The 18,505-nt window shown below is 71.6% G+C and carries 17 protein-coding genes; 11 read left to right on the top strand and 6 right to left on the bottom strand.

Annotation, left to right across the window (positions count from 1 at the left end):
* Positions 1-325 (bottom strand): helix-turn-helix domain-containing protein (locus tag DFR74_RS34500; protein ID WP_147266036.1); only part of this gene is annotated, 325 nt, incomplete at its 3' end.
* Between the two features lie 742 nt (positions 326-1,067).
* On the opposite strand from DFR74_RS34500, the gene DFR74_RS36460 reads away from it, so the two are divergent.
* From DFR74_RS36460 to DFR74_RS34440, 11 genes are all read left to right on the top strand, one after another.
* Positions 1,068-1,859 carry a hypothetical protein gene (locus DFR74_RS36460; RefSeq protein WP_170160854.1) on the top strand — a complete coding sequence of 264 codons (792 nt, stop codon included), beginning with the start codon at positions 1,068-1,070 and terminating at the stop codon, positions 1,857-1,859.
* Between the two features lie 104 nt (positions 1,860-1,963).
* Complete coding sequence (locus DFR74_RS34485) at positions 1,964-3,091, top strand: cutinase family protein (RefSeq protein WP_232331962.1); 1,128 nt, start codon at positions 1,964-1,966, stop codon at positions 3,089-3,091.
* Positions 3,088-4,260, top strand: coding sequence for a lipase family protein (locus DFR74_RS34480; protein ID WP_067514811.1), 1,173 nt, complete (start codon positions 3,088-3,090; stop codon positions 4,258-4,260). Before DFR74_RS34485 ends, DFR74_RS34480 begins: the two co-directional genes overlap by 4 nt.
* Positions 4,261-4,356: 96 nt before the next feature.
* On the top strand, positions 4,357-5,100 hold the full coding sequence (locus tag DFR74_RS34475) for a hypothetical protein (RefSeq protein WP_067514813.1): 744 nt from the start codon (positions 4,357-4,359) through the stop codon (positions 5,098-5,100).
* 11 nt (positions 5,101-5,111) lie between these two features.
* Positions 5,112-6,971 carry a winged helix-turn-helix domain-containing protein gene (locus DFR74_RS34470; protein ID WP_067514815.1) on the top strand — a complete coding sequence of 620 codons (1,860 nt, stop codon included), beginning with the start codon at positions 5,112-5,114 and terminating at the stop codon, positions 6,969-6,971.
* Positions 6,972-7,719: 748 nt separating this feature from the next.
* Complete coding sequence (locus tag DFR74_RS34465; RefSeq protein WP_113975419.1) at positions 7,720-8,880, top strand: AAA family ATPase; 1,161 nt, start codon at positions 7,720-7,722, stop codon at positions 8,878-8,880.
* A gap of 33 nt (positions 8,881-8,913) precedes the next feature.
* Complete coding sequence (locus tag DFR74_RS34460; RefSeq protein ID WP_233444472.1) at positions 8,914-10,731, top strand: hypothetical protein; 1,818 nt, start codon at positions 8,914-8,916, stop codon at positions 10,729-10,731.
* 135 nt (positions 10,732-10,866) lie between these two features.
* Complete coding sequence (locus tag DFR74_RS34455) at positions 10,867-11,178, top strand: hypothetical protein (RefSeq protein WP_067514858.1); 312 nt, start codon at positions 10,867-10,869, stop codon at positions 11,176-11,178.
* Positions 11,179-11,219: 41 nt separating this feature from the next.
* Positions 11,220-11,567: a hypothetical protein gene (locus DFR74_RS34450; protein ID WP_067514856.1), complete on the top strand. Its 348-nt coding sequence runs from the start codon at positions 11,220-11,222 to the stop codon at positions 11,565-11,567.
* A 315-nt stretch (positions 11,568-11,882) separates the two neighbouring features.
* The gene (locus tag DFR74_RS35730) at positions 11,883-13,040 is read left to right on the top strand and encodes a hypothetical protein (RefSeq protein WP_147266035.1); all 1,158 of its coding nucleotides are present in this window, start codon (positions 11,883-11,885) and stop codon (positions 13,038-13,040) included.
* 89 nt (positions 13,041-13,129) lie between these two features.
* Positions 13,130-13,588, top strand: coding sequence for a hypothetical protein (locus tag DFR74_RS34440; RefSeq protein WP_067511289.1), 459 nt, complete (start codon positions 13,130-13,132; stop codon positions 13,586-13,588).
* A gap of 258 nt (positions 13,589-13,846) precedes the next feature.
* On the opposite strand, the gene DFR74_RS36455 is transcribed toward DFR74_RS34440, so the two are convergent.
* The 5 genes from DFR74_RS36455 to DFR74_RS34420 form a co-directional block, all read right to left on the bottom strand.
* Positions 13,847-13,999 carry a hypothetical protein gene (locus DFR74_RS36455; protein ID WP_157115857.1) on the bottom strand — a complete coding sequence of 51 codons (153 nt, stop codon included), beginning with the start codon at positions 13,997-13,999 and terminating at the stop codon, positions 13,847-13,849.
* 535 nt (positions 14,000-14,534) lie between these two features.
* The gene (locus tag DFR74_RS34435; protein ID WP_067511288.1) at positions 14,535-15,947 is read right to left on the bottom strand and encodes a cutinase family protein; all 1,413 of its coding nucleotides are present in this window, start codon (positions 15,945-15,947) and stop codon (positions 14,535-14,537) included.
* 30 nt (positions 15,948-15,977) lie between these two features.
* A complete protein-coding gene (locus DFR74_RS34430) occupies positions 15,978-16,991 on the bottom strand; it encodes a C40 family peptidase (protein ID WP_067511287.1) in 1,014 nt (337 codons plus the stop codon).
* Positions 16,992-16,998: 7 nt separating this feature from the next.
* On the bottom strand, positions 16,999-17,991 hold the full coding sequence (locus tag DFR74_RS34425; RefSeq protein ID WP_084537904.1) for a replication-relaxation family protein: 993 nt from the start codon (positions 17,989-17,991) through the stop codon (positions 16,999-17,001).
* Between the two features lie 31 nt (positions 17,992-18,022).
* A partial coding sequence (locus DFR74_RS34420) for a TraM recognition domain-containing protein (RefSeq protein WP_170160853.1) occupies positions 18,023-18,505 on the bottom strand: 483 nt, incomplete at its 5' end.

Below are 18,505 nucleotides of genomic sequence, written 5' to 3'. Positions count from 1 at the left end.
GAGTGCCCGCCCAGGAGCGTAGTTCGGCGACGGTGGACAGCGGGACGGGCGGCTGGGAGAGGTCGTGGGTGTAGCGGCGCTGGGCGTCGTCGAGGCCGTAGGCGGTGGCCATGTTGCCCAGAACCGCTGGCGAGCAAGGGATTTCGTCGCGTTCGATCTTCTTGAGCAGGTCGGTGCTGACGTGCAGGAACTCGGCGGCGCGCGGCCGGGTGAGCTTGCGGTGTTCGCGGGCCCTGCGCACCCAGGAGCCGAGGCTGGGCAGCTCCGGATCGGCGCGGGTGTGGCGGCGTCGCGGAGCGCGGGTCGGCTTCATCCTCCGGTTCATGTCAAGCCCCTCCCTGCTGTGTCTTCCGTTGACCCTCCGTCGTGAGCTAGCTTGAAGGGTTAACTCCCCCGAGATGGTTTCGTTCTTACCAGAAAGGGAACGCGGCGGCCACCCGATATTCGCTGTGACCTGTCCGACAATTAGCCGGAGACGTCCGTGATCACGTGTGGCGAATTCTCGGCGGCTCGGTGGGGCGGGACACGCGCCCGCCGGATTTCTCGACTGACACTTTTGTTACCACTTTCGCGCATCGGCGCAGGCTACCCGCCGCGCCCGGAGGGGTAACCGTGTCAGCACCAGAAGCCTTACCCGTCGAAGGGGTGGCGCAGCAGCGGTTTTCGGGTCTGTGATGGGGAGGTACCAATCCTCCTCTGAAAGGGAAGCTGTGGATCTCTACTCGATTCTGTCGATAGTCAGTGCCGGTGCCTCGCTGGTCAGCAACGTTGCGGCCATCGTCGTGCAGATTCTGCCGTTCTTCTGACCGGTCGGTCTCGCTCAGAGAAATGAGCGCCCGCGCCGTCCGGCTGCGGTCCGCAGCCGGACGGCGCGATACCTGGTCGCGAATCACGCGCCACTCCTGAGCCCGTCTCATCTTTTTCTCCTTCGATCGGAAGGTCTATTTGTCGTGCCCGAAAAAGGAAACACAGTGCCTGCTGCCGTCCGCGTTCCGGGGCCGGTCTGCCATCCGGGAGGGCGTCGTGTCCGGCTGCCCTATGGGGGTCGGATGCTGTGGGGTGGCCGGATGGTGGCTGCCGGTGCGGTGCCGGTGCTGATGATGCTGGCCGTCGCGCCCGCGAGTGCGATGACGGCGGGCCCGGTCGCTGATCAGCCCGGGGTCACGGCCCCGGCCCAGCCCGGCACCCAGGCCCCCGCTCCGCCGCCTCCTCCGCCTCCGCCGGAGCCGCCGGTGTACGCGGTGCAGCCGCCCGAGGTCCGTAACGGTCCCGCGCCGCGCCCGCAACCCTCACCCGAGCCTGCGCCGCCGGTGTATCTGGGCGAACTGCACACCCCGGTGCCGGTCGCGCCGGTAGCGCCGATCGCGCCACCGCCGGAGACGATCCGGATCGGTCAGTGGCAGGTCCCCGAGCCGCAGTGGCTGCCGCCGGAGGTGGGCGACACGATCAACGGCGTCGCCGCCGACCTCGAAGCCCGCGCGGCGACGTTCCTGGACTCGGTGGGAGTCCCGGCCGGGCGTTCGGACCGGGTCGCCGGGGCCACGGCCGCCGGGGCCGGGGCCGGTGCCGCGATCGGCGGCGCGCTGGCCGGGGCTCCGGCAGCGGCGGCCGGGGCCGTGGTGGGCGCGCTCGCGGGCGGCACTCTCGGCGGCATCGCCGGGGCCGCGCTGGGCACGGTGGTGGCCGTGCCGGTGATCGGCACGATCACCTCCGGAGTGGCCGGTACCGCGCTGGGCGCGGCGGCGGGCGCGGTCGCGGGCGCGGTGGTGGCCGGGGTGCCCGCCGCAGCAGCGGGCGGGTTGGTCGGCGGCACGATTGGCGCGGGCTTCGGTGCCGGGGTGGGGGTGGGGCAGCCGTGAGCGGGAGAGGTGTTCTCACCGCGGCTGTCACGGCGACCCTCGCCGGTGGGCTGCTGTGCGCGCCGGGCTCGGGCTTAGCTCAGCCGGCGAGTCCGGGTTGCCCGGTGTTGTGGGTCCTGGGTGTGCAGGGCACCGGCGAGTCGTCGCCGGGTGCGTCGGAGACCGCCGACACGGGGATGCTCGGGCACCTGCTCGGCCCGGTGGTGGCCGCCGCACCGGATCTGGTGGCGCGCAGCTACATCCCATATCCGGCTGGGTTCGGTGGCGCGATCGGCACCGGCGGCGGCCCCGAACCGTATGCGGTGTCGGCGGGGGTTGGGTTGGCCGCGCTCACCGGCACCGCCGCCCGGATCGCCGCCGACTGCCCCGGCACCGCACTGGCTGCGGTCGGGTATTCCCAAGGCGCGCAGATCGTTTCGCGGTTCGCGCGCGCGGTCGGGGCCGGGGAAGGCCCCGTCGCTCCCGGTCGGCTCGCCGCAGTCGCGCTGTTCTCGCATCCCGATCGCGCGCCGGGCTCGCCGGTCATCCCGGGCCGTCCCGGGCAGATCACCCCGGACCCGGCCCCGGGCACGAGCGGGGCGGCGGTGTCGGGGGTGGCGATCACCTCCCCGCCCGCCTCCGGCGGTGGGATCGCCACCACCACGGGCCCCGACTACGGTGCGCTCACCGGCCGCGTGATCGACGTCTGCGCCGAAGGCGACCTCAGCTGCTCGGCCCCCGACCGCGCAACGCTGCTGCGGCTGGCCGCCCAGCTCGCCGCCCAGGCCGACCTGCGCGACCCGCTCGCCGCACTCGGCTCGATCCAGTCGCTGCTGTCGGGGACCCTCGGCGACGCCTGGACCACCGTGGTGAACAACGACTTCCAGATCGGCCCCGGATCGGTGGACTACGTGCCCGCGGCGAGTCTGGCTCAGCGGCTCATCACCGCCGCCGACCCCCGCACACCACCGCCGGGCCCCGACGAACTCGCCGCCGCCTCGGCGCGGTGGGCACAGATCACCTCGATCGTGGCCGCCGATCCAATCGGCCAGCTACCCGGCCTCGCCGCGCGCTTGTCGCAGGCGTGGGGGCAGCTGGTCACCGACAACACCGCCCTGCTCGACCCAGCGTTCCTGCTCCGCATCCCCGAAATCTCGGCCCGCCACACCGGCTACGCCGCCACCGGGCACCTCGCCAGCGGAATCGCCTGGCTGACCGCCCTCGCCCACGACCTCGCCGGGAGAAAACCATGAACGACATCGACGTGAACATCGTCAACGACATCGAAGTGAACAGCGCCGAGTTCTACGAACCACCGATCCTGCACGGTGGCCACCGTCCCGGCGACCTCGTGCGCACGCGCCCGGTGTTCACCGCGCAACTGGAAGGAGTCAGCGGGGCCTGGCAGATCGTCTACACCTCCACCGACTCACGCTCGCAGCTCGTCGCGGCGTCGGCGATCGTGCTGATCCCCGAGGCGGTCGCCGGGCCCGGCGAGAGCGCGATCCTGCTGTACTGCCCGCCGTTCCGCGGACTCGGCGGACTGTGCGGAACCTCGCAACTGCTGGCCATCGGCGCCGAACCCGACACCGCCCCGATCGAGGCGGCGCTCGGGCGGGGGTGGGTGGTGGCGATCCCCGACGGGCACGGCCTGGGCGTCGGGACCGGACCGCACACCTTCCTCGCCGCCCGCCAGGGCGCCCGGCTCATGCTCGATCTCGCCCGCGCCGTGTACCGGGGCGCGGGCCTGGACCTACCGGTCGCCCCGGTGCTGGCCTGGGGCTACGCCGACGGCGGGCGGGTCGCCGCCGCCGCTGGGGAATTGGTGCCGTGGTACGCGCCCGAAGTGGATTTGCGCGGTGTCGCCGCCGGAGCGGTGGTCTCCGACCTCGCCGCGCTGGCCTCGATGATCAGCCAGGGCGCGCAGCCGGGACTGGCGGGGCTGGGTTTGGCCGGGCTGATCGGACTCGCCCGCGCCTACGACCGCCTCCCGCTGCGGCACGTGCTCACCGACGACGGCGTGGTCGCCGCCGCCGAAGCGCAACACCTCACCGCCACCGAACTACTCGAACGGTTCCCGCAACCCTTGGCGCATTGGTGCCGCCGCCCCGATCCCTGGAACGACCTGTGGTGGCGGCGGGTGCTCTCGCTCGAGACCCTCGCCCACGTCACGCCCCTGATGCCGCTGCACCTCTACCACGGCGAACTGGATCTCGTCGTGCCTGTGCACGCCGGTCGGCGCGCACTCATCGCCTACCGGCAGCGGGCCGCGCTCGTGTCCTGGCGCGAATACGAGGCGGACCATCGCTCGACCGCGCACCTGGCCATCAGCGAGGTCCTGGCCCGGCTCGGCGAAGACCTCACCCGCCAGCCCGCCACCGGACTAGGCCCGCTCAGCGCCGAGCACACCAGCCACCCCTGACCCCCTCCGGGGGAAACCTGCCCGCACCCCTACTCCACCCCCTGCGCGGGGTGCGGGCAGGCCCAGGGGGCAGCTACCCGAGGCGAGGCGAGATGAATGTCGAGGTACCACCACATCCCGGATGACGGCGACACCGAAGCCTGGGTCGACCTGCCCGAGCCCGGTCCGGACTCGCGGATCGTGGCCGCCTCCGGGCCCGGCCATGACCTCGATGAGCCCGACGAGTCGGGCTCGCCCGAGGAATTCTGGCTCAGCCCGATACGCGACACTCCCGGCACCGCCGACAGCGACCGGTCTCCGCGACGGTGGGCCACCATCACGGATCGGCTTCCGCGTGACGCCTGGGCCGCGCTGGGGGCCACGGTCGCCGTCCTGGCCGGTGTGCTGGTGGTGTCGACCGACGACACCGGAGGCACCGGCCAGCAGGTACAGCCCACCGCCGCCCCGCCCACCCCGACCTCTACGGCGCAGGGGCCGTGCACCGGGCTCACCGGTGATGTGGTCACCGACCGCGCCGGTGACCCCGCCACCCTCACGGGGGTGATCGCCTCGTTCGAGGCCGCCTACTACATCGACCGCGACGCAGGGAAAGCGATGCCGTTGCTCGCCCCAGAGTCCGGCATCACGCCCGAGGGTCTCGCCGCGGGCATCGCCACCATCCCGCCCGGCACCCGGCACTGCGTAGCGATCACCCCGATCACTCCCACCACCGCCAACGTCCACATCGCCGAGGTGCGCCCGGACCACACGCGCATCGACTACCTCCAACTGATCAACACCCGCCCCGCCGCCGAATCTGGTGGCGCGCTGTTGATCTCCAACGTGCAGAAGCGGGAATAGGAGCCCCATCGATGAGGCCGCAGGCGCCCTACCTGATCGCCGTCGCCGGACTGAGCCCACGCGCGGGGACCACCACGACCACCGTCGCGCTCGCCCACACCTGGCCCGGCGCCGAGGCCGCCCTCATCGTCGAAGCCGACCCCGCTGGTGGCCAGCTCGCCGAAATGGTCGGCGCGGACCCGCATCTCGGTGTGGCGAGTCTCGCCCGTCGACGCGCCCTCGGCCTGCCCGTCGCCCCGGAACTGCTGGCCCAGCACGTGCAGTATTTGCCCGGCGGGCAGGCGTTCGTGGCCGCGCCGCCCGGCCACGATCCCGACGATCCGGTCCCGGCCGCTGCGCTGCTGACCGATCCGGACCGGGGATGGCGCGGGTTGGGTGCGACGGTGTTCGCCGATTGCGGTGTCCCCGAGCCGGGCTCGCCCGCGCATCCGGTCATCGCCACCGCCGACGCCGCCCTGTTCGTGGTCCGCGCCGAGCACATCGAACCCGAGACCGCCGCGCAGCGGGTCCTCGACCTCACCCGCCGTCGACGCCCCCGGGGCATCGTGGTCATCGGCGGCAGCCGCGCCTACGTCGACGCGATCGGGTTCCCAGTCGTAGGCCAGCTACCCGCCTCCCGCGCCGGTGCCCGAGCCGTTCTGACGGGCCGCCGATCCCGCCAGCACCTCATCCCGCCCGCCCGCCACGCGATCAGCGCCGTGGAGAGCCAGCTACGCCGCTATGAACACACCGGCCAGTTCGACCCACCCCGCACCGGCCAGCCTGCCCGCCAAGGCGAAGGCCGAGGCGGTCCGGTCCGGCGCAGACGCCGGGACGAGGACGGGCCCAGGATCTACAGCATCGACCCTGCCACCGTGCCGACACCGGTCGCACGACCCGTACCGGCGGAGCCGGTCGTGGTCGACGCCGCAGAACCCTCGCCATCCCTGGTCCGCGAGTCTGCGCTCGTCGACACCGGCGAGTCCGCCGGCCACTCGCGCGAGACAGACCTCTCCGCGGCGCCCGAGCCCATCCCCGACAACCACACCGCGCCAGCCGAATCCGCGCCGAAGCCAGCACCGGAACCCGTCCCAGCACCGGCGGAAACTCCGGCGTTGCGGGTGCGGGTGTTCGGGCCGACCCGGGTCTTCTGGCGCGTCCCCGATTCCGGGGAGAGCGTAGAGATCACCGGCCAGCTCCAGCCCCGTCTGCGCGAGCTGCTGGCAGTGCTGGCCTTGCACCCGCGCGGGTTGTCACGCAGTCAGCTGACCGAGCTGTTGTGGGGACAACGCCCAGCCGATCGCTCCTCAGGCGTGCTCACCAACACCCTGAGCCGACTACGCACCGCCCTCGGTGCCGCGACCGGCGGCCGGTTCAACGAGCCCCTGGCCGACGACCGGGTGCACTACCGGCTCTCCGAAACCGCGGTGAGTGTCGACTGGTGGGACTTCACCGCCGCAGTCACCGCACGCCGCCGCGCCAGCAACGACACCGACCGGACCGCCGCGTGCCGGGCCATCACCGCCATCGCCACCGAAGAACTCGCCCCCGACCTCACCGACGCCTGGACCGAACCGATCCGCGAATCCGCGCGCCGCGACACCCACAACGCCCTGGGCTGGCTGGCCACCCACGACGCCGACCACGACCCCCGCGCCACCCTCGAACTCCTCGAGACCACCGCCCAAACCGACCCCTACAACGAAGCGCTCTGGCGCGACATCCTGCGCCAGCACGCCCGCCTGGGCGAATACCCCGCCCTCGACCGCGCCTACGCACTCCTGACCAGAAAACTCGCCGAGATCGGCGAAACCCCGAGCAGAGAAACCGTTCAACTCCTCGAACACCTCCGCCGAGGCGAAGGCCACAATCCGGACATGCCCGGCCGTTGAAAAACCGGCAGAATACTGTAAACCGAAACCGCCAGTAGAATACAATTCGGCACGAATTGTATTCACGATTCAGTAATCGTCCGCCCGGCGGTCTGTGTGCACCCTCGACATCTTCCGCTGTCGTTGGATATTTACTCCGCGCTATTCATCAATGCGTGGAAGGCGTGGAGTTTCCGGTTCGATCAGGCCGTCGCGTGGCCAGTGCGCTGCTGGCAATCTGTGGGGAAGTGTGGGGGGAAATGCGGGGGGTTACGTGAGGGGCGTTCAAAATGCCCCGCCGCAACCCGGCATAGCCGCAGGTAGAAGGCCATATCCACGCGCGGGTGTCATCCAGGATTGTCTATACACAAAGCTGTATAGACATGCGTCGGCGTCGGTCGTGGTCGGCATCTCGTGCTGACCTGACCCCTGTCGGTTGGCCTCGCAATTATTATTCTCCCATCTATTTCCCTTCCTTTTGTTTCTAATTCTTTGAATCATTTTCTTTTCGGCTGGTCGGCGGTGGGTTCGGGCAGAGTTTCGTAGCGTGGTGCGCATTTCGTGCGCGGCTTGCTTTGTTCGCGGGGTGACCTCGCGCGAAATTCGGAGAATTTCCGGTGAATTGGGGTTGTGAGGCTGTTCGAGGTCGAGCTAGCGTCGACCACGTTCCCGGAATTCACCGGGAAATTCGCAGAAATCCGAATGGCAGCCACGCCGCACGTATGCCGAAAACCGGCGCGAATTCGGAACGGAGAATCGAGGAGTCCCAATGCCCACCACACCCGCCACCGCCACGGCCGCCGGTCGCCTGCCCAACGGCGAACTCCGCCGCATGGTCGCCGCCGCACTGGCCGCCGACCCCATCCGCGAACAGTCCCCCCGCGATATCGCCAACGGGCTCGGCCGCTCGTCCGGCGCGGTCGGCAACGCCCTCGAGACGCTGGTCAAAAGCGGGCACGCCGAACGCACCTCGGCCGCCCCCCGCCGCTACCGCGCCACCGCCACCACGGCCACCGCCGCCGCCGCCCCGACCGCCGCCACCCCACCGGCCCCGGCCGCCCCCAAGACGGCGAAACCGGCCCGCCGGACCAAGAAAACCGCCACCACTCCGGCCGCGCCCGGCGGCCCGGCCCGCACGGGCAACACGGTGGCCCGGCCGAACGGGCAGGACTACCACCTGCGCAAGCTCGCCGGGCGCGCCGATGTGGACGTGTTGCGCACCATGCGCGCGGCCGAGGTGCCGGTGCTGCTGTACGGGCCGCCCGGAACCGGCAAAACCTCGCTCATCGAAGCCGCCTACGGCGACCTGCTGACCGTGCAGGGTGACGGGGACACCTCGACCGCCGATTTCGTGGGTGAGTACACCCAAACCCCGGACGGCCGTTTCGTTTTCATGGACGGCCCGCTGGTTCGCGCGATGAAAGAGGGCCGGGTGCTGTTCATCGATGACGCGACCCTCATATCCCCGACCGTGCTCGCGGCGGTGTACCCGGCGATGGACGGCCGCAAAGAGCTGGTGGTCAAAGCCACCGGCGAAGTGGTCAAAGCCGCGCCCGGATTCTTCATCGTCGCGGGCCACAACCCCGGCGTGCACGGGGCCATCCTGTCCGACGCGCTCAGTTCCCGGTTCGCGTTCCAGGTGCGGGTCGTCAGCGACCTCGACCTGGCCACCCAGCTCGGGGTGGAACGCCGCGCGGTCAAGGTGGCGCGCGAACTGGCCGCCCGCCAGGCCAAGGGCGAGGTCGGGTGGGCCCCGCAACTGCGAGAACTGTTGGCGTTCCGCAAGATCGCCGACGCCACCGACCCCGACACCGCCATGGCCAACCTCCTCGGGGCCGCCCCCGAAGAGGACCGCGACGTGGTGGCCGCCGTGATGCGCACGGTGTGCGGCACCACCCACACGCCGCTGGCCCTCGGCCCCCGCCTCTGACCACCACCCACACGCCCGAAAGGTATTGCTGCCATGACCGGCCACGTGATCACCGCACCCGCACCCGCCCCCGCCGCGCCCGCTGCCCCGGGCACCGGCACCGCTTCCGCCCCGGCCGCCGCCGGGGTGGGGGCGGCCCCCGCCGCGCCTGCCACCCTCGCCCCGGCCCCGGCGTCGGTGCCGGTAACCGGCGGATGGGCCACCCTGTCGGCCGCCATGACCGCCGAAGTCCCGCCGATCGCCGACCGTGACGACCTGACCGTGAGCATCGCCCCCGGTGCCGCGTTCGGGCACCCAGCGGTGTTCGTGCCAGCACTGCGCGCCATCGAACTCGACGGGGCCAACCTCAAGATCGACCCGGCCGCCGCGCGCCCGGCCCGCAACAGTGACCGCAACAACTACCCGGCCGTGTGGGGCGCGCTGGTCCACGAATGTGCGCACGCCAAACACTCGGTATGGCAGCCGCCGCTGCTGGCGCACCCGGAGGTGGTGAAGGCGGCGAAACTGCTCGAGGAATCACGCATCGAGGCCGCCCAGATCCGCCGCCGCCCCGATGACCGGCATTGGTTGCGCGCCAGCGCCACCGAGATCGTGATCGGTGACAACGGCGGCAAGACGGCCGCCGCCCACCTCCCGCGCACCACCTACGCCGCCGCCCACAACGCCGCCCTCGTGCTCGGCCGGATCGACGCCGGGGTGCTGACCGAGTCCGAATGCGCGCCGCTGCTGCGCGAGATCGAGTCCATCCTCGGCACCGACACCCTCGCCGAACTGCGCTCGATCTGGCGCGAGGCACACACCGTCGCCGATTCCGACACCGCCGCCATGCTCGAACTCGGGCAACGCTGGCTCGACCTCGTCGGCCCCGAACCACACGCCACGCCGGTACCGAACTCGCCGTTGGGCGCGGCCATCGCTGCCACGGCCGCCGCAATCGCCAGCGAGGTCGCCGCCAACCCGGTCGCCCCCGACCCCGCTGAGTCCGCTGCCGCCGCGCGCCAAGCTGCCGCCGACAGGGCCGAAGAGGCACAACTGATGGCCGAGCACGTATTCGGCGACGGTGAGGCGCCGGGCAACTCGCGCACCGTGGCCCGCACCCGCACCCCACTGACGACAGAACAGACCGCCGCGCGGGTGCTGGCCCGCGCGCTGGACACCGCCGCCGCCCGCGAACGTGCCACGGTGAAAACGACCTCGGTGGTACCGCCGGGACGGGTGCGGATGCGCGGCGTGCTGGCCCGGCAGGCCCAGCTCGCCGCCGGTGCCATCCCGACCGCCGAACCGTTCACCCGCACCGCCCGCAAAACCAGCCCGTACCCGCCGCTGCAGGTCGGCATCGCGTGCGATGTGTCCTCCTCCATGGGCCGCTTCGCCGCGCCGGTGTCCTCGGCCGCGTGGATCATCGCCCGCGCCGCCGAACTGGCGGCGATGCCCGCCACCACCGCGACCGTGACTTTCGGCGCGACGGTCACCCCGATCACCTACCCCGGCACCGCCCCCGCCCGGATCTCCGAGTTCGGATGCCCGGACAAATACCACGCCCTCGGTGCCGCGACGGTCGCCCTCGACGGGGCCCTCGGCCTGTCACGGCCCGGCGCGACCCGGCTGCTGGTCGTCATCTCCGACGGCATCTTCCGGGCCCACGAACGCGAGGCCGCCCAGCGGCGACTCGACGCCGTGCGCGCGGCCGGGTGCGCGGTGCTGTGGCTGGCACCGGACACGGGCATTCGCCCCGGTCGCCCGGGGGCCCCGACTCCGCTGAACGGGGCGACAGTGCATGTGGTGACCGACCCGGCCACTACCGCCACCGCGATCGCCCGCGCCATCACCGCCGCCGTGCGCGCCGCCTAGCATCCGGGGCCCCGGGCGCGCACCGCGCCTCCGGGGCACCCGGACCGGGCCGCGCCGATGCCATCGGCGCGGCCCACCCATCACCACCACCCCGCCCCGGCCCGGCTGGGGCGGCAAACGACAGGAGACAACACCATGTCCGATCCCGCGATCCCCACCACGGCCGCCCTCGACTCGATCTACGTGATGGCCAACGCGATCACCGGCGATCAGTTCGCCATCTACGCCCCGGGCCCGCACGACACGCGGGGCATGTACACCGTGGCCCACGTGACCGGCGGCACCGGCGGTTACGCCGCCCCGCGCATCCACCTCGTACACCCCGACGACATCACCGCCTACGCCACCGGGGCCACCGACCGGATGCGCCGGGGCGCGCACGGGCACGCCGCGACCGTGTCGCTCGACCGCACCACCGGCACCCTCCACGCGGACCTCACCCGATGAACCCGCCAGCACCCCAACCCAACCCGAACAGGGAGCACCTCGTGAAAGACACTCGCACCCACGACGAGGACGGCGTCATCACACCGGGAGCCGAACTCAGCGGGAACGACTACGTCGTGGTGAGGCTGCGCGAGGGCGACGATCCGCCCGCCGGGATCCTGTTGGTACGCAACCCGAGCCGCTGCCACCACGGCTACACGATGTGCGTCGAGTGCGCCGACAGTTGGGAACTCGACCACCACGTGGACTACGAGCTGACCGGCGGCGGGCGATGGCTGCGCGAGGCCCTCGACACCCAGCGGGCCGCCCCCGCGAGAGAGGAGTTCGCCGAGGACGACTCCGGCGAGCCCGGCACCGAGCCGGCCGACTCGTCGCTGGCGCACCCGTGACAGGCTCGCGCGCCGAGTCCATGGCCTCGCCCCACCGGACCCGCGGCGAGGCCGCCGGCATGAGGGCGCCTCGCACACCCTGAGTCATTTGACGCGAGTCGAATTCCGTTTGCGCCGAGGCCATTACGGAATCGGATGAGAGCAATTCATGTCCGGAACCAATTTCCAGATACCGCTTGACATCACACGCCTATCGAGCGGTCATGGAACCGGAACGGCACCGGCCCCCCGGGGAATTCGCCCCGATCGGTGCGCATTCCGTCCCCACCCGGGGACATCACGAATTCACCAAACCCATTGTTGGAAGGAACCCCCATGTCGAAAACCAAGAACGCCGCCGTGGCCGCGAAAACGGCCACACCCACCCAGGAACCCCGCACGCCGTCGGGACCTGTGCCGGTGCTGCGCCGCGACAGCGACCAGGCGTTGTGGGCGGCGCTGCGCGCCCACCCCGACAGCACCACCGCCGCGCTGGCCCACATCGCCGGTATCGGACTGTCCACCGCGCGGCGTCTGCTGTCCCACTGGGAAACCGCCGGGTACGCCCAATCGCGCACCGACCCCTCCTCGCCCCGGGCCGCCAAAACCTGGACCCAGGGCGCGGGCACACCCGCCACCCTCGAACCGAACCCCGCCGCCGCGCCCGCCGCCCCCGCGCCTGCCGACCCCGGCCCGGCCGAACCCGCTGCGCCGGAACCGGTGTCACCGGCGACGGCCGAACCGGTCGGGTCGTCGCCCGAAACCGGCGGGCCCGCACCCGAACCCGCCACTGTGGCGGCGGCGGAGGTGCCCGCGCTGCACAGCGCCGAAGCTCGGGCGCTGTGGGAGGCGCTGGAATCCCACCCGGGCAGCACCACCGCCGAACTGGCGAAGATGGCCGCCATCGAGGCCATCGCCGCGCGGCATCTGCTGACGGAATGGGAACTCGCCGGAGCCGTGTGGGCGGCCATCGATCCGGGCAATCCCGGGGCCGGGAACTGGACCGCCGGGGCGAAACCCGATCCGGCCCCGGCCGCGCCTGCCGTGACCGGCGTGTCGGACACCGCTCCGGCCGAACTGGAGCCCGTCCCGGCCGCACCGGCGACCCCGGAAGCGGTTGTGCCCGAACCGGCCGCACCCGCCGAGCAGGCGGGCCCGGCCGACCCCGCGCCCGACACCACGGCGGAGACGCCGGTAGCCGCCCCCACCGGCGACGAACCCGCCGCCGGGGCCCCGCAACCCCCGGCGGCGGCCGACAACGGCGCTGCGGCGGGCGCGGAGTCGACGGCCGAACGCTTGCCCGCCGGTGCGCTGCGCGGGCAGGTCGAGGACTTCCTGCGCGAAAACCCCGGAAAGGAGTTCACCCCACACCAGATCGGCAAAGCGCTGAACCGGTCCAGCGGCGCGGTCCACAACGCCCTGGTCAAGTTGACCGATGGCGGGACCGCGCGCCAGACCAGCACGGCCCCCAAGAAATTCACCCTCGCGTCCTGAAACTGGGCGATGCCGGAATCCCCGGAGCTGATACCTCCGGGGAGTCCGACACCGCCCTCTCAATCTAACCCTGAGAAAGGTGCCCGACCATGTACTCCACCCCCACCCCCAACGTGCTCGCCTCGGCCCTGTACCGCGTGTACGCCGACTCCAGTCACGCCCCCGACAGCCTCGAGCTGTGGATCGCCATCGCCGACACGGCCATGCGTGAGCTGCAGATGCCGGTGCTGGTCTCGCTGGTGCCGTGGGTGCCGATCGCGCTGCGCTACCAGCAGACGACCACCGACGGCGACTTCTTCCCACACACCGGCGCGGTGCGCATCACCACCGGCCCACTGTCGGGCACCCTGTACCGCGACCCGGAAACCGCCGCCCGCGAAGTGGTCACGGCCACCCCGGACGAACTGACCGACCGGGACCCCACCCGCGACAGCGGCGACGGTGAACAGGCCGACGTCGCGCCCGCGCCGTTGCCGTCGTGGCGGTTCCGTGACAAGGGGGCCCCGCCCGCGTTCACTCCGCGCGCGGTGCCGCCGCTCAACTCCTGACCCGCCTACCCGCCGAAACGGCCCGTGGTACCGAGCATTCCGCTCGGCACCACGGGCCGCTTCTTGTGCGCCGGTGTGGGGCGGCGCGGGCAACCCGCTGCGGTCGATGGCCTGGATGATCCAGTCGGCCAGCACGGGGCGGCGATGGTGTAGCCGGTGGTGGCGACCGTGGCTGTCGTGGCCGTGTGGCGGTCCTGGGTGGCCGGAACGGCGGTGCCCGTGGTGGTGGCGCTGTCCGCTGTGCCCGTTCCGGCGGTCTCAGCTGTCCTCCTCATCCTCCTCGTTTTCGTTGCGGGTGGCGGCAGCGTCGGCGCGGTCGGCGAAGCCGGAGGTCGCTGTCGGTGAGTCCGGATCTCGCTCGGCCGCAGCGATGATGCGGTCGGCGGACTCGCGGTCCATGTTTTTGCCCATGACGATCACCTTCTGAAAGGAACGGGTCCAGTGTTCGCGCCCATGTCCTGGGGAAGGAGTCACGCAAAGGGTTGTCCGTCGAGCCCAGGCAAGGGAGCACTCTGTGCGGTCTGGTTGACCTGGGTCGAGGTGTACACGACGTCTACCGGCGGATTCCGGTCGCCGTGAAAGCCGCATTCGATGCGCCGACTCGCACCGTGCGGCGGCTGTGAGTCACAAGTGCCGCCACGTTTCGAGGCACACCGACCGCCGAGCGCGCCTTACCCGAGAAACACGCCGCCGATGCCCGGCGAAGACAGCATCGACATCCCGTTCGACTAGTATCGCCCGCGCTAAGATCCCCGGCTACCCCCAGGGATCTGGCCTTCGGCAGGCCGCGTATTCGGTGGCGGCGTAACCTCGGCCGTGGTCCCCGGCTCATCCCCTCCGAGCCGGGGACCCATGATTCTGCGCTGCGGGCCGCTCGCACGAGAGCATCCGGGCGCATCTTCGATCGGCGCGGTGACTCGCCGCGTGGCTTTCGCCGGGTTGTCGGCTATTTCGTTTGGTCGATAGCTTGTTCGATCCACGCGGTAAGCACGGGCGCGGCGGTGTCGTAGCCGGTGGCGTCGAACACGGCCGTGCCGCCGTTCTGCGGGGCCGTCGTGGTGGTGCCGGTGGAGGCGGTGCTGTAGGTCTGGGCGAGTGTGGGGAACGCGTTACCGGTGAACGCGGCGGCGGTGGCCGAGAGTAAGTCGGCGGCGACGGGTGCCAGCCCGGTCAGTGCCAGTACCGCCGCGATCGGGTCGCCCTCGGCGAGGGATTCCACGGCGGTCCAGGCGATTTCCTGGGCTCGGCCGACGCCGGTGGCGATGCGGGAGATGTCGAGTCCGGCCAGGACACCGACGATCTCGGCGGCGATCGTGGCGACCCCGGTGGTGTCCAGCGGCGCAGCCAACGCGAAGGCCCGCGCGACCAGGCGCAGGTCGAGTCCATCGGCCAGCTCGACCAGCGGGGCGAACTGGTTGTTCAGGTCACCGGAGACGCGGCGCACGCCGCGCAGGTCTCCGGCGGTGACCAGTCCGGGTAGTTGGGCGAGGTCGGCCACGATCGCGGGCACGTTCGCGGTGAAGCCGGCGAGTCCGTTCAGCACGGTGACGACCTGCGCGAGGACCTGCGATGCGCTGACCTGCCCGGCCGAGCCCGACCCGATACTGGTGGTCGGTCTGCGCGTCGTCGTGGCGGGGGCGCTCGCTGTCGTTCTGGGTGCGGTGGTGCTGGTCGGGGCCGGAGTGGTGGCCGTGGTGGCGGTGGTAAGGGCGCGGCTGACCGCGTCGAGGGCGGGAGAGGATTCGGCGGTGGTCGAGCAGTAGCTGTCGCCGTCGAGGCACAGGGTGCGGACCCGGTCGGTCAGCTCGCCGAAGCCCTGCGGGCGTGGCCCGGTGACGCCTTGTCCGGAGACCGGGGTACCGAGCTGGGCGGTGGCCGGGTCGCGGCGCGGGTCGGACACGAGCGCGACCGCGAGGACCCGGGAGGCCGGGATCGGGCCTCCTCGGTTGCCCAGGGCCGTGGCGAGGTCGCCGGCGACCTCGGCGCCCTGGCCGTAGCCGGCCAAAACGACTCGGGTGTCCGAGCACAGCCCCGAGACTGCCGCGGTGAGGTCGGCTTCGCTCACCGACCCCGCACCGGAGGAAGACGCGGCGAGGGTGCGGACCTCGATGTCGGTGCCGTAACGGGCGGTGAGCGATTCCCCGAGCTGGGTGAGGATCTCGTTCGTGGCCTGCCCGTTGGTGGGCGTTGTCTGGTAGGTGCCCGGTGCCAGCAGCGCGGTCCAGCGCGGGCACTCGGTAGCGGTGTGGCCGGGTGTGGGTTCTGCGGCGGCGGCACCGGCCGTCACGGTGGTCGCGGCAATGGCCGCGCACAGTGCCGCGCGGGCGGTGCGACGGAGCGGGGAGTTGTTGCGGTGCATGGTGTGTTCTCCGTTCAGGTGAGGGACTGGTCAGGAGGCGGCGCGGGAGCCGTCGCCGTTGTGGGTGGGTGTGGGTCTGCGGGCGGTGTAGTAGTCATCGCCCGGCCACCGGTAGGGCCCGATCTGGACGGGCTGGTTGAACGTCGGGGCGTGCACCATCTGGCCGCCGCCGAGGTAGATCCCGACGTGATGGACGTCTCCGGAGGTGCTGTAGAACAGCAGGTCTCCGGGTAGGAGTTGGTCCTCGGGCACGGGTGTGCCGGTGTGGACTTGGTCGTAGGTGGTGCGGGGGATGGAGATCCCGGCGGCGCGGTAGGCGGCCTGGGTGAGCCCGGAGCAGTCCCAGCCGCCATTGACCTCGGGCCCGTTGCCGCCCCACACATACGGCAAGCCGAGCTGCGCGCAGGCGAACGAGATCACCTGTGCGGCTGTCGGGTTCGGCGGTGAGGCGGTGGCGCAGTCGCCGCCGGAGGTGTCGGGTGCGGTGGCGCGGTAGCGGGCGGCCTGATCCAGGACGTCGCGGACGTACCAGTCGGCGTGGTTGTAGGCGAAGATCGCGGCGTACATGTCGTTCGGTGCACCGGAGTCGCACAGGTAGAACGCGGCGGCGTGGACGGCGTCGGAGGGGTTGTAGCGCGAGGGCGGGTTCGCGCCACCAGCGGGCAACCGGTGCCGGGCGATGACCGAGTCGAAGGTGGGGGCGAGGAACTGCATCGGTCCACCGGCTCCGGAGGCGTTCTCGCCGGAGGACACTCCCGGCAGGGGGGAGCGGGCGTGGTCGGTTTCGATCTTGCCGATCGCGGCGAGCACGCTCCAGTCCAGGCCGGGGCATTCCCCGGCGGCAGCCTGGTAGAGCACGAGCATCTCGGCCGGGATGTCGTGTTGGGCTTCGGTGCTCGGGGTCGAGCCGGTGCCGGTCGAGGCTCCCGGGGCGGGTGCGGTGAGCGCGGTGTCGAACACCACGACGGCGCTGACCACGGTCGCGATGACGACGGTCAGGAACACGAACCCCGCGAATCCTGCCCCGAGTGCCTTGACCAGCATCGCTACCTCACCAGTCCTCGATGCCCGGTGGCCGGGGCGGGGGTGGGGCCAGCGTGACGACCCCGGCCAGCGGTGCCCAGGTCGGTTCCGTCTCGTCACCGGTGTCTGGGGGTGTGCGCATCGGCCAGACATCGGTGAGTCCGTGCAGGTGCTGACGGCCGGTGTCGGTGTGCAGCGGTAGCCACACCGGTTCGGCCGGGCTCGCGATGGTGGCGGGCGCGAGGAGGTCGGCGGCGGCCGTGGCGACCGGTACCGATGCGGGATCGGGCAGCCGCTCCCACGTCCGGTGCAACGCCGCGCGAGCGTTGGCCTCTCGGTCGGTGGTCGGCACCCACAACAGGACCGGTCTGACGATCCCGGTGGTGCGGGCCAGCTCGGCGAACCCGTGCAGTTTGGCCGCGACCCGTGACAGGGCGGTGGAGCCGAGGTCGTATTCGAGGTAGAAGTCGAGGATGCCCTCGCCGCGGGTGTAGCGGCCGAAGGCGTCGGGGCGGGCGAGGTCACCCCAGAGGCGTTGGCAGCGAGTCTGCGACCACCACCGAGACACCTGCCCGCCGCCGGGCCGGGTGGTGAGGGTGGTGAACCAGTCGGCGACGCCGAGGGCGTGCTTGAGGTGCAGGCTGTGCGCGACCGCGAGCGCGGTCTGATGACTGTAGCCGAGTTCCCGGACCTTGATCCCGGCCTCACCGGCCAACACCGAAGCCCCGGCCGGGGCGAGGGTCCAGTGGTAGGGGTGGCTGCCTTTGGCGCGCCAGGGCCGGAACCGGTCCAGGACGCCGTAGTCGTAGAGGGCGGCCAGGCGGCGGCGGGCGAGTTTGGCGGTCGGGAACGCCAGCGCGGCGAGGTGGTCGGTGGTCAGGACGCGGTGTTCGTGGACCATGCGCAGGATCCAGCGGTCGCGCCCGGTCAACCCGCCCACGATCGGGCGCGGTTCACGCGCCCGATGGGGGCGAGGTTCACGGGTATCGGCCTGGCGTTCGGGCTTAGAGATGGAGATCATCAGTGCGGCAACCTTTCTCAGACGTGTAGGGCTAGAGCTGCGAGTTGGTGAGGCGGGCGCGGGCGGCGGCGGCGATCTCGCGGGCACGGCCCGGGATCGGCGGGTCCAGCGGCCGGGTGGTGAGGGTGAACGGTCTGGCGTTGCGGCCGTCGACCAGCAGGCGGGCGGCGGCGTGGAAGGCGTCGAGGTGGGACAGGTCGTGCTCGGACAGCCACGGGTCGGTGTGGCGGGCCAGGTCGCGCGCGTCGTCGGGAGACACGGCGAAGACGATCTTGTTGCGCGCGTTGGCCGAGATTCCGTCGCGCAACTCGCGCGAGAGCTGGCCCAGGTTCTGGTGCGCCAGCAGCAGCGACAGGCGTAGTCCGCGGGCTTCGGCGAGCATGTCCTCGATCGGGGTGGACAGGTTGAGGAAGTTCTGCGCCTCGTCGAGTACGAGCGCGGCGTCGGGCCGGTCGGTGGCGGGCACCCGGGCTCGTGCGGTCACCGCCTGCCAGGTCCGGGCGACCAGCAGTGA

It is taken from the genome of Nocardia puris (assembly GCF_003315035.1).
GTDB classification, from domain to species: domain Bacteria; phylum Actinomycetota; class Actinomycetes; order Mycobacteriales; family Mycobacteriaceae; genus Nocardia; species Nocardia puris.
Note: the sequence above shows the minus strand (reverse complement) of the source record. Positions and strands in the feature narration are given on the sequence as shown.